Source organism: Komagataeibacter sp. FNDCF1, from assembly GCF_021295335.1.
Taxonomy (GTDB): domain Bacteria; phylum Pseudomonadota; class Alphaproteobacteria; order Acetobacterales; family Acetobacteraceae; genus Komagataeibacter.
Genome location: NZ_JAIWOT010000001.1, coordinates 2,986,615 through 3,000,737, shown reverse-complemented (window position 1 = coordinate 3,000,737; position 14,123 = coordinate 2,986,615). Strand labels below are relative to the sequence as shown.

14 protein-coding genes are annotated in these 14,123 nt (G+C 67.4%); 5 read left to right on the top strand and 9 right to left on the bottom strand.

The window, feature by feature from the left end:
• Nucleotides 1–110: 110 nt before the first annotated feature.
• The 6 genes from LDL32_RS14200 to LDL32_RS14175 all read right to left on the bottom strand — a co-directional run bounded on the left by LDL32_RS14200 (nucleotide 111) and on the right by LDL32_RS14175 (nucleotide 5,761).
• Entirely contained in the window at nucleotides 111–1,208 is a 1,098-nt protein-coding gene (locus tag LDL32_RS14200) for a glycosyltransferase (protein WP_233068934.1), read from the bottom strand.
• Nucleotides 1,209–1,224: 16 nt separating this feature from the next.
• Entirely contained in the window at nucleotides 1,225–1,893 is a 669-nt protein-coding gene (locus tag LDL32_RS14195) for a glutathione S-transferase family protein (protein WP_233067980.1), read from the bottom strand.
• Nucleotides 1,886–2,986: a tRNA 2-thiouridine(34) synthase MnmA gene (mnmA, locus tag LDL32_RS14190; protein WP_233067978.1), complete on the bottom strand. Its 1,101-nt coding sequence runs from the start codon at nucleotides 2,984–2,986 to the stop codon at nucleotides 1,886–1,888. The genes LDL32_RS14195 and mnmA overlap by 8 nt, the downstream gene beginning before the upstream one ends.
• A gap of 116 nt (nucleotides 2,987–3,102) precedes the next feature.
• Nucleotides 3,103–3,417 carry a ferredoxin family 2Fe-2S iron-sulfur cluster binding protein gene (locus LDL32_RS14185; protein WP_233067975.1) on the bottom strand — a complete coding sequence of 105 codons (315 nt, stop codon included), beginning with the start codon at nucleotides 3,415–3,417 and terminating at the stop codon, nucleotides 3,103–3,105.
• Nucleotides 3,418–3,422: 5 nt separating this feature from the next.
• Nucleotides 3,423–4,628 carry a cysteine desulfurase family protein gene (locus LDL32_RS14180; RefSeq protein WP_233067971.1) on the bottom strand — a complete coding sequence of 402 codons (1,206 nt, stop codon included), beginning with the start codon at nucleotides 4,626–4,628 and terminating at the stop codon, nucleotides 3,423–3,425.
• Nucleotides 4,625–5,761 (bottom strand): cysteine desulfurase family protein, encoded by a 1,137-nt coding sequence (locus LDL32_RS14175; protein ID WP_233067969.1) that lies wholly within the window; start codon nucleotides 5,759–5,761, stop codon nucleotides 4,625–4,627. The genes LDL32_RS14180 and LDL32_RS14175 overlap by 4 nt, the downstream gene beginning before the upstream one ends.
• A 576-nt stretch (nucleotides 5,762–6,337) precedes the next feature.
• On the opposite strand from LDL32_RS14175, the gene LDL32_RS14170 reads away from it, so the two are divergent.
• The 3 genes from LDL32_RS14170 to LDL32_RS14160 all read left to right on the top strand — a co-directional run bounded on the left by LDL32_RS14170 (nucleotide 6,338) and on the right by LDL32_RS14160 (nucleotide 8,904).
• Entirely contained in the window at nucleotides 6,338–7,003 is a 666-nt protein-coding gene (locus tag LDL32_RS14170; RefSeq protein WP_233067967.1) for an alpha/beta hydrolase, read from the top strand.
• A 112-nt stretch (nucleotides 7,004–7,115) separates the two neighbouring features.
• Nucleotides 7,116–8,363 (top strand): tyrosine--tRNA ligase, encoded by a 1,248-nt coding sequence (gene tyrS, locus LDL32_RS14165; protein WP_233067965.1) that lies wholly within the window; start codon nucleotides 7,116–7,118, stop codon nucleotides 8,361–8,363.
• 1 nt (nucleotide 8,364) lies between these two features.
• Nucleotides 8,365–8,904 (top strand): DUF4186 domain-containing protein, encoded by a 540-nt coding sequence (locus tag LDL32_RS14160; protein ID WP_233067963.1) that lies wholly within the window; start codon nucleotides 8,365–8,367, stop codon nucleotides 8,902–8,904.
• On the opposite strand, the gene LDL32_RS14155 is transcribed toward LDL32_RS14160, so the two are convergent.
• Nucleotides 8,873–9,205: a Rieske (2Fe-2S) protein gene (locus LDL32_RS14155; protein ID WP_233067961.1), complete on the bottom strand. Its 333-nt coding sequence runs from the start codon at nucleotides 9,203–9,205 to the stop codon at nucleotides 8,873–8,875. The two genes, LDL32_RS14160 and LDL32_RS14155, sit on opposite strands and share 32 nt — an antisense overlap.
• 128 nt (nucleotides 9,206–9,333) lie before the next feature.
• Between LDL32_RS14155 and LDL32_RS14150 the strand changes: the two genes are divergently transcribed.
• Both LDL32_RS14150 and LDL32_RS14145 read left to right on the top strand, forming a co-directional pair.
• Entirely contained in the window at nucleotides 9,334–10,581 is a 1,248-nt protein-coding gene (locus LDL32_RS14150; RefSeq protein ID WP_233067959.1) for an aminopeptidase, read from the top strand.
• Nucleotides 10,578–11,141: a hypothetical protein gene (locus LDL32_RS14145; RefSeq protein ID WP_233067958.1), complete on the top strand. Its 564-nt coding sequence runs from the start codon at nucleotides 10,578–10,580 to the stop codon at nucleotides 11,139–11,141. The genes LDL32_RS14150 and LDL32_RS14145 overlap by 4 nt, the downstream gene beginning before the upstream one ends.
• 135 nt (nucleotides 11,142–11,276) lie before the next feature.
• Here LDL32_RS14145 and LDL32_RS14140 read toward each other — a convergent pair whose 3' ends face one another.
• Both LDL32_RS14140 and LDL32_RS14135 read right to left on the bottom strand, forming a co-directional pair.
• Nucleotides 11,277–12,398, bottom strand: a complete 1,122-nt coding sequence (locus tag LDL32_RS14140; protein ID WP_233067956.1) for a glycosyltransferase family 4 protein — start codon at nucleotides 12,396–12,398, stop codon at nucleotides 11,277–11,279.
• Nucleotides 12,395–14,089: a heparinase II/III family protein gene (locus LDL32_RS14135; protein WP_233067954.1), complete on the bottom strand. Its 1,695-nt coding sequence runs from the start codon at nucleotides 14,087–14,089 to the stop codon at nucleotides 12,395–12,397. Before LDL32_RS14135 ends, LDL32_RS14140 begins: the two co-directional genes overlap by 4 nt.
• Nucleotides 14,090–14,123: the final 34 nt, after the last annotated feature.

Below are 14,123 nucleotides of genomic sequence, written 5' to 3'. Positions count from 1 at the left end.
GTCTTTCGCTATTGTCTGGCACTGTGTTTGGCATGAGCCCTGTTCCGACCAGATATAGGGCCATGGGCCGATCTGTCCCATACCCATCGGTGCAGAAAAACCAAAACCTGTCATCCATGGCGCCCGTGCAGGCAGGCCACGCGCAGCCCGTCGCGGCAGGCACGGGCATGCGCAAGGCTGAAACGCGCCGCCCGGGCACGCCCGCGCGCGGCAAGATCCGTGCGGGCCGCCCCGTCCGCCATCAGTCCGCCCAGCACCCGCGCCAGACCGGATGCGGGGTCTGGCGGGTACAGGATGCCGCCATCCCCCACCACTTCGGGCAGGCCGCCACAGGGGGCGGCAACAAGGGCGGCGCCCGCCGCCATGGCCTCCAGCGCCGTCATGCCGAAGGGTTCGGGCCAGCGGCTGGGCACCACCACGATGGCGGCCCGCCCCATGCCGGCCAGCACGTCCGCATGCGGCCTGTAGCCTGCCATTTCCACCCCGGCCGCGCGGGCGGCGGGCAGCAGGCCGGTCATGAAGGGGGTAAGCGGTGCATCGGGGCGGAAGCGGTCGGCCCCGATCATGCGGTAGCGCCAGCTCGGATGATCCACGGCAAGCCGGGCGCAGGCGGCCACGAACAGGTCGGCCCCCTTGTCCGCCACCACGCGGCCGGCAAACAGCACGCAGGGGTCGCGCCGGTCCATCGGCATGACCTGCGCGGGCAGGGCCACACCGTTGGGGGAAAGGCCAACCCGGCCTTCACACGCAGGGGGCAGGCCATCGAGGAAGCGGGCGCGGACCCAGCCCGACACGCAGGCCACATCCATCATCCGCAGCAGGTCGCGCCGCAGGGGGGGCGTATCCGCGCCGCGCATGCCCTGCGGGTCGTTGTGCAGCACCAGCAGCACGCGCTGGCCGGGGCGGTTCCGGGCAATGTAAAGGGCAGTATCGGGGCGGTTGTGGACTTCCACCACGGCCGGGGCAATGCCCGCCACCGCACGCAGCACCGCCGCGGCGTAACGCAGGCTGCGGCCACCCGGTGGCCACAGGCCGGGCCGGATGGCATGGTATTCATGGCCAGGCACCAGCGAAGGCGCGGACAGTTCCGGCCCCACGATCACATCCCGCGGCCCGGCAAGGGCCGCCACCTGCAGGCCGATCGCACCCACGGCGCCAGCGGTGAACCCCTCACGCGCGGGCAGCACCACGGCCACGCGCCATGGCATGGTCATGCGGGCTGGCTCAGCCGATCTCCTCAAAACGGGACTGCTGCCATTCCACCGGTTCGCGTGACGCCAGGCCGTACCATTCCTCCACCAGCGGGTGGGCGCGCACGGCGGTCATGTAAGCCTGCGATTCCGGTGAAGGACTGACACCATAGGACAGGAAGCGCGAGACAATGGGCGCGAACATGGCATCCGCCATGCCAAAGGCCGCACCGAACAGGAAGGGGCCATCCCTGCCAAAATCCAGCCGTGCCTCGGTCCAGATGGCGTCGATGCGCGTGATGTCGGCATCGATGTCCGGCGTGGTGCCTGCCGCCAGCGGCCGGCTGTCGCGGCCGGTATTCATGGGCATGGCCTGCCGCAGCGCGCGGAATCCGGCATGCATCTCGGCGGAGATGCTGCGGGCATAGGCGCGTGCGCGCGCATCGGCGGGCCACAGCCCGGCAACCTGCTCGGCACAGTATTCACATATGGCGAGGCTTTCCCACACCGCGATGCCCCGGTGCTCCAGATACGGTACCTTGCCATTGGGCGAGAGGGTGGCGATGGCCGCCGTCTGCCCGTTGGCCGCCAGCGGGATCAGCTGTTCACGCACATCCAGCCCGGCCAGCCGTACCGCAAGCCAGCCACGCAGTGACCATGACGAATACCGCCGCGTACCGATAACCAGAATACCATCACTCATCTGACACGACCTTCCCTTCGCTGTCGGGCCTGCGGATGAAGCCGCCGCCCAGCACCCTGCTGCCATCATACAGGACACAGGCCTGCCCCGGCGCGGGCACGGCGCCTTCATCCAGTTCCACACGTGCGCCACTGCTTCCGGCCTGCCATACGGTGGCGGCGCGCGCGGTCTCCCGCGCGCGGATCTGGACCGCGCAGCGCAGGCCATCGGGCCCCGGCGGCGGCACGAGCCAGTTCATGTCACGCAGCATGAGCGTGCGCGAGACCGCCTGCGCGCGCGGGCCGATCACGACACGCCGGCTGGCGGGCTGGATGCCCACCACCATCTGGCGCGCGCCATCGCGCATGGCGGCGTTGCCCAGCCGCCTGCTCTGGCCCACGGTGTAGCGGGTCACGCCTTCATGCCGGCCCACCACGTGACCGGACCGGTCCACGATATCGCCGGCACCTGTCACATCGGGGCGCAGCTTTTCCACCAGCCCGGCATAGGAACCATCGGTCACGAAACACAGGTCCTGGCTGTCCGGCTTGGTGGCCACCGCAAGACCGAACCGCTCGGCTTCCGCCCGCACAGCCGCCTTGTCGGGCATGTCCCCCAGCGGAAAGCGCAGGAAATCCAGCTGGTCGCGCGTCGTGGCGAACAGGAACCACGACTGGTCGCGCCCGGCATCGACGGGGCGGTGCATCTCGGGGCCGTCCGGCCCGTCCACGCGGCGCACGTAGTGGCCGGTGGCCATGGCATCCACCCCCAGGTCGCGTGCCATGCCCAGCAGGTCGGTAAACTTGACACCCTGGTTGCACGCAACGCAGGGCACCGGTGTCTCGCCCGCCGCATAGGCATCGGCAAAGGTGCCGATCACGCTGTCATGGAAACGGCGCTCGGCATCGATCACGTAATGGGGGATGCCCAGCCTGTCGGCCACGCGGCGGGCATCATGGATGTCACGGCCCGCGCAGCACGCGCCCTTTTTCGTGCTCTCGCGTGAATCGTACAGCTGGAGGGTCGCGCCGATCACCTCGTGGCCCTCGTCCACCAGGCGGGCGGCAACGACGGAACTGTCCACCCCGCCGGACATGGCCACAAGAATGCGCATGGCTTGATCCCACTTCCCTATGAACAGGCGGTGCCCGCGGGACTATCCGCCCCCGGGCACCGCGCGTCAAACATCATGTTGCGCGCGATCCCGCGCGCGGTTGCAGCCCGCCCCGGTCAGGACGTGCGCGGCAGGCGCACCACAAGACCGTCCAGCGCCTCGGTCATCACGATCTGGCAGCCCAGGCGGGACGTTTTCTCCAGCCCGAAGGCCAGGTCGAGCATGTCTTCCTCGTCCTCGGTCGGCGGGGTCAGCTTCGGGGCCCATTCGGGGTCCACTACCACGTGGCAGGTAGCGCAGGCCAGCGAGCCTTCGCACGCGCCCTCAAGGTCGATTCCGTTCTTGTGAGCGATTTCCAGAACCGAGAGGCCCAGCGGGGCCGCGACTTCACGGTGGCTGCCGTCACGCTCGATGAATGTTATATGCGCCATCTTTGTCATCCTGCCTGTGCTGTCCGCCCCGGTTGGGGCGAAACACTGCCTTGCGCGCGGCACCGTGCCACGGCCTGGCACAGGATCGCCGCCGCGCGATCCACATCGGCGGCTGAGGTATAGCGTCCGACGGCCAGACGCAAGCCTTCCGCCGCCGCAATCCCGTCCAGCCCCATGGCCGTCAGCACGTAGGACGGCACCACTTCCGCCGATGAGCAGGCCGACCCGGTGGAAACCGCAAGCTGGGGCGCTGCGGCCAGCAGGTCCACCGCCCGCACCCCGTCAAAACGCAGGTTGAGGTTGCCCGCCAGCCTGTTCTCCATGCGGCCATGCACATGCATGCCCCCGCAACCCGCCTGCAATGCCGCGAGCAGCCGGTCGCGCAACGCCGCGACCCGCACGCGTTCCGCCGCCCCCCCGGCCCGGGCAAGGCGGCACGCCGCGCCAAAGCCGATGATCAGGGGGGCCGGCAGCGTGCCCGAACGCAGGCCGCGTTCCTGCCCCCCGCCCGAAAACAGCGGCGCCAGCCGCACCCGGGGCCTGCGGCGCACGAACAGCGCCCCGACCCCCTTTGGCCCGTACAGCTTGTGGGCGGAGACGGAGGCCAGATCGAGATCCCACGCCCGCACATCCACATCCACCTTGCCCGCCGCCTGCGCCAGATCACTGTGCAGCAATGCGCCCGCCTGACGGACCAGCGGGGCAAGGGCCGCAATGTCGTGCAGGACACCCGTCTCGTTATTGGCGGCCATGATGCTGACCAGCAGGGTGGGCACCTCCAGCGCGCGGGCCAGTACGTCGGGGTCCAGCGTACCATCGGGGCGGACGGGCAGGACCACCGGCTCGCATCCTTCGCGCGCAAGGTCACGCACCGACTCCAGCACGCATTTATGCTCGGTCGCCAGCGTGATCACCCGCCTGCGCGTATCGCCGTATTCCAGCAGGTGACGGACCGCACCCTTGATGGCAAGGTTGTTCGCCTCGGTCGCGCCGGAGGTAAACACGATTTCCCGTGCTTCCGCCCCCAGCAGGGCGGCTACGTCCGCCCGGGCCTGTTCCACGGCTTCATGCGCCGCGCGCCCGGCCGCGTGGTCAAGGCTGTGCGGATTGGCGAAGCTGTGGGTAAACCACGGCAGCATGTCTTCCATCACGCGCGGGTCACATGGCGTGGTGGCCTGGTAATCCAGATAGATCAGGTCATCTTCGCTCATGCCACCACGCCCCGGGGTGCAGGCAGGCGGCGGGCCATGGCGGTATAGGCGGCAATGAAGCCGTCCACCCCCGCCCCGGTCACGGACCAAGGGAGCGAGACACGGATGGCGCAGCCCGCGTCCTCCCCCAGTCCCATGGCTTCAAGCACGTGCGAGCGTGTGACCTTGCCCGATGAACAGGCCGCACCGGCGGATACACCATATCCCGCGATGTCCAGCGCGATCAGCTGCGTCTGCGCCCGCCGTCCGGGCAGCAGCAGGCAGGTGGTATTGGCCAGCCGCGCCGCCGCGCCGCCACACACCATGGCCCCGGCAGCGACCGCCGCCGCCTCGATCCGCGCGCGCCATGCACCAAGCCGTGCGGCCTGTACCGCCATATCGGCCACCGCCACGCGGGCTGCGGCGGCCATGCCCGTGATGGCGGGCAGCGCGGGCGTGCCCCCACGCCGCCCCTGCTCCTGCCCCCCACCGGCAAGGCGGGGGGGAATGGCGCAAAAGCGTTCGCCCGCCAGCAGCAGCGCGCCCGCGCCCTTCGGTCCGCCGAATTTATGACCTGAAACCGCCACGCTGTCGGCCCCCAGCCCCGCCACGTCGAACGCGATCCGTCCCGCCGCCTGCACCGCATCGACATGCAGCAAGGCCCCGTGGGCATGGCACAGGTTGGCAATCTCGCGCATGGGGTTGATGACCCCGGTCTCGTTATTGGCCAGCATGATGCAGACCAGCGCCGGGGCGGCATCGGGCACGGCCAGAAGGCGTTCGAGTGCAATACGGTCGACCACGCCATCCGGCGTTACGGGCACGGTCGTGGCCGGGAGCGCCTGCCGCACGGCATCATGCTCGGTCGCCCCGACCAGGATGCGTCGCCCGCCCGCCTGCCCGGTCATGGCCAGCACGTTGGCCTCCGTCCCGCCGGAGGTAAAAACGCAGTTGTCCGGCTGCACCCCAAACAGCATCGCCACGTCCTCACGCGCGGCTTCAAGCATGGCGCGCGCCGCCCGCCCCGCCCGATGCACGGAGGACGGGTTGCCCGCCATCTGCGCCGCCTCCGTCATGGCGGCAAGCGCCTGCGGCCGGAGCGGTTCGGTGGCATTCGCGTCAAGGTATGTAAAAGGGTCGCGTGCGGTGCTCATGCTGTCCAGCCATATGGGTTGCGGCAAGTCGTTTTACGACGTGGATTACGATTTATCTGGCATTTTGTGAATCCACACCGCTATAAGGCAGCGCAACATAATATTTATTGCAACGTGTTATGGGGTGGATACACCATTTCCATGCCGCTGCCCTACATGTCGCCTGCCCCGCCCGGGGCATGGCAAGGAGAGCGAACCCGCACGACAGCACCCGTCCCGGCAGGAAAGAAATTCCTGCACCGCCGCGGGCATACCCAGCCAGCCATGCCTGCCCCCCACGCAGGGCACGCCTGCCGAAGATGCACTGTTCTCCGGTGGGCAGGATGCCCATTATCAGGCCGGTTGGCATTGGTTTACTTTCGGTCTGGCGCGCCAGGCCGGATCAATTCTGTTTTTCGTGCCGTAACGACCGGATGAATACAGGGCCACTTCCTGCACCGGGCAGGGGCGCACGAACAGACAGCGTTTTCTCCGCCTGCCGACCTGACGGGGCATCGCCGGTCAGGCAGGCTGTTACAGTAACCGTTCCCGATGCAATGCCTGGAATGCACGGGGAGATGCAAATGCGGGATACCTATGCCTGAGGTCATGTTTGCCGGCCCTGATGGCCGCCTGGAAGGTCGATACCACCACTCAAGCGCACCCAATGCGCCGCTTGCGCTGGTACTCCATCCCCACCCGCTGCATGGCGGAACCATGAACAACCGCATCACCTATGCGATGTACCGCGCGTTCGAGAAAATGGGCTTCTCGGTCATGCGCTACAACTCGCGCGGCGTCGGCCGCTCGCAGGGGCGCTATGACGGTGGCATTGGCGAGATTTCGGACGCCGCCGCGGCCCTTGACTGGATGCAGATGATCAACCCCAACGCCAGCGGGCTGTGGATTGCGGGCTATTCCTTTGGCGCGTTCGTCGGCATGCAGCTGCTCATGCGCCGGCCCGAGATCACGGGCTGGATCAGCGTGGCGCCGCCTGCCAACCACTATGATTTCGGCTTCCTTGCGCCCTGTCCGTGTGGCGGGCTCATGATCGCGGGGGAAAACGATGAACTGGTGCCCGAACCCGCCGTGCGCAAGCTGGTGGACAAGCTGAACACCCAGAAGGGCGTAAGTGTGGACTACCGCATCTTCAAGGGGGCCGACCACGTCTTCGCCAACCATGCCGAGGACGTGGCCGAAGCACTGGAAGACCATGTCAGCACGGTCATGAACCGCAAGACGCTGGCGCTGGCTGCGGACTGATTCACCACCCCGCTGGCCGCGGGCGGTTCCCTGTCGCGCCGTGAACATGCTAGAGGCTGGTCCGCGCCGGGGTGGCCCGGCCAGCCAAGCCCATCACAGCGCGGAACAGATCATGCCCAAGAGTGAATTCCTCCGGGAGGCCGAAGCACGCGGCTTCATATTCCAGTGCACCGACATGGAGGCGCTGGACGCCGCCATGCAGGCCGGGCCGGTTGGGGGCTATATCGGGTTCGACCCAACGGCGGACAGCCTGCACGTTGGCAGCCTTATCCAGATCATGCTGCTGCGGCTCATGCACCGCCACGGCCACCGCCCGGTCGCCCTGATGGGCGGCGGCACGGCCAAGATCGGTGACCCGTCCTTCCGTGAGGAAGCGCGCAAGCTCATGACGACGGAGACCATCGCCACCAACCTGCGCGGCGTCGAAGGCTGCCTACGGCAGTTCCTGCCGCTGGGCGATGGCCCGGCGGACCCGTTGCTGGCCAATAACGCCGACTGGCTGGACAGGCTGTCCTACATCGACCTGCTGCGTGATGTGGGCATCCATTTTTCCGTCAACCGCATGCTGTCCTTCGACTCGGTGCGCTCGCGGCTGGAGCGTGAACAGGGACTGACGTTCCTTGAATTCAATTACTCCATCCTCCAGTCCTACGATTTCCGTGAACTCAACCTCCGTCATGGCGTGACCCTGCAGATGGGGGGATCGGACCAGTGGGGCAACATTGTCTCGGGCATTGACCTTGTGCGCCGGATGAATGGTGCCCAGGTGTTCGGCCTGACAACACCGCTGCTCACCACAAGTTCCGGCGCGAAGATGGGCAAGACCGCGCAGGGGGCGGTCTGGCTTTCCGCACGGCGGCTGCCGGTATTCGATTACTGGCAGTTCTGGCGCAATGTGGAGGATGCGGATGTGGGTCGCTTCCTCAGGCTGTTCACCGAACTGCCGGTTGCGGAATGCGACCGGCTGGCAGCGCTTGGCGGGGCGGAGATCAACGAGGCGAAAAAGGTGCTGGCGACCGAGGCCACGGCCCTGTGCCATGGCCGCGCCGCCGCACAGGAAGCCGCCGAAGCCGCCCGCCGTACATTCGAGGAAGGCGCGGTAACCGCCGCCGCCCTGCCCACGGTCCGGCTTCCCGCCACCCTGCTGGCCGAAGGCGTTCCCGCCTTCCGCCTGTTTGTCGAAGCCGGCTTCGCCACCAGCAACGGGGAAGCCCGGCGTCTGATCCGTGGTGGTGGCGCGCGGGTGAACGACGTGGTGGTCGGTGACGAGGCGCAGGTCGTATCCAGTGCAGACCTGATTGACGGCGCGCTCAAGCTTTCTTCCGGCCGCAAGCGCCACATTCTGGTCCAGCCGGGCTGACATGCCCCCCAGGCGCGCGGGAAAAAATACGGCACCCGCCGTTCAGGCCGACCTGTTCGCGCCGCCACCGCCAGCAGCCCCCGCCATGGCCACGCCGCAGCCCGCTCTACGCGGTGCTGCGCGGCAGGTAGCGGCCCCGGTCCTGCCGCCGCTACCCGCCGTCCCGCCCGAACTGTGGGAACGGCTGGCCTTTTCACGCTTTCGTGCCCGTTTCCACCTGGGTGCGCGGGAACGCGCCTATCTGGACAACCGTGGCCTGCCGGAAGTCATGGCGCACGCGGCCGATTTCATAGCCAGCCGGCTTGCCCCGGCCCGGCCGGACAAGGATGGCAGGCAGACACCATGGCGCGGCCACCCGGTCTTCATCGCCCAGCATGCCACGGGTACCTGCTGCCGGGGCTGCGTTGCCAAATGGCATGCAATTCCGGCCGGGCAGGCACTGGATGCGCGCCAGCAGGCCCATATCCTTGCGGTGATACAGGAATGGCTGAAGCGTCAGGGAGACACGCCTACACCCGCGCCCAGACCTGCCCCCCGCTGACCCAGCATTCATAACCCCGTGGGGCGGGACCTGCCGCCTCGGTCCGGCCACCGGGCGCCTGCGCGCGCCCGTCGGGGCCGAATGTCCACATATGCAGCGGGCAGACAATCCGGCCATACAGCACGTAACCGGCGGAAAGCCGGGCATTTCCGTGCGGACAGCGGTCATCGATCACGGCGGGACTGTCCTCATCCACCATCCACACCACCAGGGCACGGTCATCACACAGCACACGCTGCGGGGCCGCGCGCGCCGCATCCAGCGTGCACAGGACGCGGGAACCCGTGGGCACCTGTTTCATTGACTGCATGCTCCCGCCGGTTTCCGGTCATCATCTATCATCTTACCTAAAGGGAGCGTGTCGTCTATCCTGCGCCCATTCCGCGGGCATGCGGCACATGGCCCGCTTTTTACAGGATATGATGACGCATGGCTCTTTCCCCCCAGCATGAACATCTTCTGGACCGCCTGGCTGAAGTGGCCGTGCGCGTTGGCGTGAACGTCGCCCATGGCCAGCAGCTTCTGATCACGGCACCACTGGACGCCGTGCCGCTGGTGCGCCGGATTACGGAACATGCCTACAAGGCCGGTGCGTCACTGGTCACCCCCTTCTATGCCGATGACGCGACGACGCTGGCCCGCTTCCGCCATGCCGCCGACGACACGCTCGATACCGCCGCCGACTGGCTGCAGGACGGCATGGCCACCGCCTACCGCAAGGGGGCGGCACGCATGGCGATTACCGGTGGCAACCCCGTGTTGCTGGCCAATGAGGCCCCCGAACGCGTCTCCCGCGTGGCGCGCGCGGCATCCCGTGCGGGGCGTCCGGCCATGGAACTGATCACGCGCTTTGCCATCAACTGGAATATCGTGGCCTTCGCCACGCCCGCATGGGCGGCACAGGTCTTTCCCGACCTGCCGGAAGATGAAGCCGTGAGCCATCTGTGGGATGCGATCTTCCAGGCATCGCGCGTGATGGTGGATGACCCGGTGGCGGAATGGAAAACCCATAACGCCCGCCTGCACAAGCGCGCGACATGGCTCAATGACCGCCGGTTCGCGGCCCTGCACTTTACCGGCCCTGATACGGACCTGACCGTGGGCCTGGCCGATGGCCATGCCTGGGCAGGCGGGGCGGAACCGGCTGGCAACGGCATCGTGTGCAACCCCAACATTCCGACCGAGGAAGTGTTCACCACCCCCCATGCCCGCAAGGTCAGCGGCACGGTGCGCGCGACCAAGCCACTGTTCCATCAGGGCACGCTGATCGACGATATTGCCGTACGCTTCGAGGAAGGCCGCATCGTCGAAGCCCGCGCAGGCCAGGGGCAGGCCGTGCTGGAACGCATCCTTGATACCGATGACGGCGCCCGCAGGCTGGGTGAAGTCGCACTTGTTCCCGCGTCCTCCCCCATTTCCGAAAGCGGGATCCTGTTCCGCAACACCCTGTTTGACGAGAACGCGGCAAGCCACATCGCGCTGGGCCAGTCCTATGCCAAATGCATGCTGGATACTGACAACCTGACCGAAGCCCATCTGGCGCAGCAGGGGGCCAACAGCAGCTTCATCCATATTGACTGGATGATCGGGTCCGGCAAGATCGACGTGGACGCCATCAACCATGACGGCACCCGCGAACCCCTGATGCGACAGGGTGAATGGAGTAACCAGCCATGACCGATTTTTCCCTCCGCAGGGCGCTTGTCGCCACCACCTGTGCCCTTGGCATGGCCTGCATGCCGGGTGCCATGGGTGCGGCACGGGCGCAGGCACCGCAGGCGGCAGCCCCCCAGCAGGCTCCCAGCGCCGCCCAGCAGGCCGCGATCCAGCGTGACATGAACACGGTGGCGCAGTACAGGCTGCCAAAGGACTTCTTCACGCGCATGACGCCGGTGATCCAGCAGATCCGCGAATCGCGCATCTCCCCGCCCGAGACGCCGAACATGTCGCTGGAAGAAACCATCAAGCGCACGGAAGCCATGCCGCAGCTTCAGCCGATCCTGCAGAAATACGGCATGTCGGCGCGTGAGTTCGTGATGGGCATCACCACCTTCGGCATGACCACCGCCGTCCTGCAGCATCCCGCACAGGACAGCCGTTCCATGCCCACGCTCAACCCGGATAATGTCAAGCTGATCAAGTCGCATGAAGCCCAGACCCAGGCGCTGATCCAGGCCATGGGCGGCGAGGGCGAGGGACAGATGGAAGAACAGCCGCAGGCCACACCCCGCCGTTAGGGGATTGCCTGAGCAGACGATGTTGCCAGAAAAGCTTCCGCGAGCCGCCTTTTTGAAAAACGCGGCTCCCGGAAGATTTCCGGAAAATGCTTTACCAGAGATTTTTCACGATGGTCCGGGAAGCGGCTTTGCGGACTATCCCTGATGCACGGTCAACAGGGCCAGTATACGTGCCATCACCCGGTCCTGCGTGTAGCATGCCATCGCCCGCGCGCGTCCGGCACGGCCCATGCGCTGGCGCAGGGCGTCATCCGCCACAAGCCGTGCGAGCGCCGTCTCAAGCCCGGGCACGTTGGCCGGGGGCACAAGCAGGCCGGTTTCCCCCGCCACCACCTGCTCCCGCGGGCCGGAAATATCGGTGGCCACCACCGGCAGGCCGCACAGCATGGCCTCGATCACGCTCATCGGCAGGCCCTCGAAGTGGCTGGGCAGCACGAAGATGTCCGCCGCCGCCATGATCGCGGCCACGTCCTCACGATATCCCAGAAAGACCAGCCTTGACCCCAGCACCGCACGGGCGGCGGCGAAATAGGGCTCCAGGTCCTCCCCCCGGTCACTGGGCAGGCGCTCACCCACAATCCACAATGCCGCATTGTCCGGTACCGCGCGCATGGCCGCCAGCAGTTCGGGGTATCCCTTGCTGCGCACAAGGCGTGAGACCGCCAGGATCACGACCTGCCCCTCCGTCACGCCCATCTGCGCGCGCAGGTGGGTACGGACGGTCGGGTCGGGGTGGAAAATGGCGGGATCGCGTCCATTGCCAATGCCCGCAGCCCTGTGATGGATGCCCAGCCTGCGGGCGTCGCGTGCTTCCTCCTCCGATACGGTCAGGTAGATATCCGTCACCTTTCCCGCCAGCCATTCCAGCACAAGGGCCGCAACGCGCCGCAGGCGCGAGCCCGGCTGGTTGAACAGAAAGCCGTGGCAGGTATAGGCGACGCACGGCACCCCGCACCGCCAGGCGGCAAACCGCCCCAGCAGGCCGCTGATGGGCATGTGGGCGTGCACGAGGTCGGGCTTTTCGGCCCGGATCAGGCGCACCAGCGCCCGCCACGCCCGCCATTGAGCAAGGGGGGAAAGGGTGCGCGACATGGGAACGGCGACCACCCGCAGGCCTTCCGCCCGCATGGCATCCAGCAGCGCGCCATCGGCACATGCGCCCACGACATCATGCCCCTGCCCGCGCAACGCCAGCATGAGGGGAAAAAGGAACTGACGCATCGAGAAATCGACATTGGTGATTTCAAGTATCTTCATGCCAGCAGCAGCAGTTTTTCGCGCTGCAGGGCCCAGCGCACCACCTGCCGCACCCTGCCCGGCGGCACGTCGTCCATCGTGGTGCTGCCCTGCGGCACGGGCGGCTGCCCGGGCAATGCGCCGCTGCCGGTCGCGTCCGCCCGCGCCGCCGGGTCCACCCGCACCACAAGCTGAAGCGTGGGACGCGGGACCTGGCCACCGCTGTACACGCTTTCCTCTATGCCGACAGTGCCCCCCATGGCACGGAAGCGCCAGTGCTGTTCGCCCCCGGTCAGCAGGATCGAACCATCCAGCGCGTCCACCGCCGTAACCGACGGATGCAGGTGCAGGCGCAGCACGAAGGCCAGTTCACGCTCGCCCTCGAGCATTTCCTCCCCGCGCAGGGTCTCGCCATCCGCGCCAAGGTAGAGCCTGCGGTAATATGTGGCCCCGGCGGAGGCATGGTAGCCATCATGGGACAGGTTGAGCCAGTGCGCGCCTTCGGCCACCGCATGCTCCACCCCCACATGGGTGGGCTTGCGGCGCACCGTGCCGTCATCCCCGAATTCGGAGGAGGACATGTCCTCCACCACCACAACGGAATGGGCCGCCGTCTGCCGCAGGGCCTCTTTCCACGCGGGCAGCACCCCGCCGCCACAATTGACGATCAGGCGCTGGCGCGCGCAGGAAAACTCGAACGAGAGCGTGCCCGCATGCGCATTATGGTCATGGTCGGGGGGTGCCGGAATGCCCGCATCCACCAGCAGCAGCGTGCGCGCGGCCTGCATGCGCACGAATCCCCCGTCGGGCATGCTGCTTGCCACCACCCGCGTGCGTGTGGCCTGGGACAGTACCATCTCGATCAGCGTGGCGCTACGCTCATGACTGCCGTTGAACAGCGCCAGCCCGCCATCCCCATGGCGCATGGCGCGCAGCACCGGGCTCATCTTGTCCAGTGCCAGGGCAACGGAATGCGGCAGCGCATGCTGGACGGCCTGCATCATGGCGCGCATTTCCGCCAGTTCGCGCAGCGCGCGCAGCTGCACCTCCGGACTGCGCTCGACATGCCAGCCATCGGGCAGGATCTGGCCTTCCACCGCTGCATCGATATAGCGGCGGTACCGGGCCAGGAAGCCGGTATATTCCGGCATGGCCACCGCGACCGCCAGCAGCCCCTTCAGCGCGGCAAGCGTCTGCCAGCCCTGCGTTTCAGGCGGCATGAGCGCCGCGATCGTGCGCCCTTCCACAAGGATCCGGGCCATGAGGCGCTGGCGGAAGGCATCGCTGGCGGAAGCGGCGAAAAAATCGTAATGCCCCAGCCATGCGGCCACACGCGCGCCAATCACCCCGCATTCCAGCGCCAGCGGGTCCTGGGCGGGGTGATGCAGCCAGTCATCGACCAGCGCGCGCGCCTTCAGCCGTGCGGCATCCGTACCCACCGCGCGCAGGTCACGCAGCCAGCGAAAACCGAGCAGCCCCTCGCGGAAGGCAGGTTCGAACGCAGGCGAATCCCACAGGCCGGGACCAACGGGATGGGTATATCCCGCCCATGTCAGGCTGCCGCGGACCAGCAGCGCGCCCGCCGCCGGATTGCCCGGCCACAGGTCACGTACATGATGGACGGGGGCCGCCGGCAGCCGCCTGCCGCCACCAAACAGCGACAGGCGCGCAAGTGACAGGCGTGCCCCGCGTGTCAGGCGCTTCAGCGGCATGACACATTACCCCTGTGATGTATCGGGGGCCATT

What these genes read in the sequence shown, in the direction of transcription:
- LDL32_RS14160 (WP_233067963.1), top strand. Translation starts at nt 8,365, where the DNA reads ATGCCCCCCAGGCGCGCGGGAAAAAATACGGCACCCGCCGTTCAGGCC.
- LDL32_RS14140 (WP_233067956.1), bottom strand. Translation starts at nt 12,398, where the DNA reads ATGAAGATACTTGAAATCACCAATGTCGATTTCTCGATGCGTCAGTTC.
- mnmA (WP_233067978.1), bottom strand. Translation starts at nt 2,986, where the DNA reads ATGCGCATTCTTGTGGCCATGTCCGGCGGGGTGGACAGTTCCGTCGTT.
- LDL32_RS14175 (WP_233067969.1), bottom strand. Translation starts at nt 5,761, where the DNA reads ATGAGCACCGCACGCGACCCTTTTACATACCTTGACGCGAATGCCACC.
- LDL32_RS14185 (WP_233067975.1), bottom strand. Translation starts at nt 3,417, where the DNA reads ATGGCGCATATAACATTCATCGAGCGTGACGGCAGCCACCGTGAAGTC.
- LDL32_RS14180 (WP_233067971.1), bottom strand. Translation starts at nt 4,628, where the DNA reads ATGAGCGAAGATGACCTGATCTATCTGGATTACCAGGCCACCACGCCA.
- LDL32_RS14170 (WP_233067967.1), top strand. Translation starts at nt 6,338, where the DNA reads ATGCCTGAGGTCATGTTTGCCGGCCCTGATGGCCGCCTGGAAGGTCGA.
- LDL32_RS14145 (WP_233067958.1), top strand. Translation starts at nt 10,578, where the DNA reads ATGACCGATTTTTCCCTCCGCAGGGCGCTTGTCGCCACCACCTGTGCC.
- LDL32_RS14195 (WP_233067980.1), bottom strand. Translation starts at nt 1,893, where the DNA reads ATGAGTGATGGTATTCTGGTTATCGGTACGCGGCGGTATTCGTCATGG.
- LDL32_RS14200 (WP_233068934.1), bottom strand. Translation starts at nt 1,208, where the DNA reads ATGCCATGGCGCGTGGCCGTGGTGCTGCCCGCGCGTGAGGGGTTCACC.
- LDL32_RS14135 (WP_233067954.1), bottom strand. Translation starts at nt 14,089, where the DNA reads ATGCCGCTGAAGCGCCTGACACGCGGGGCACGCCTGTCACTTGCGCGC.
- LDL32_RS14150 (WP_233067959.1), top strand. Translation starts at nt 9,334, where the DNA reads ATGGCTCTTTCCCCCCAGCATGAACATCTTCTGGACCGCCTGGCTGAA.
- tyrS (WP_233067965.1), top strand. Translation starts at nt 7,116, where the DNA reads ATGCCCAAGAGTGAATTCCTCCGGGAGGCCGAAGCACGCGGCTTCATA.
- LDL32_RS14155 (WP_233067961.1), bottom strand. Translation starts at nt 9,205, where the DNA reads ATGAAACAGGTGCCCACGGGTTCCCGCGTCCTGTGCACGCTGGATGCG.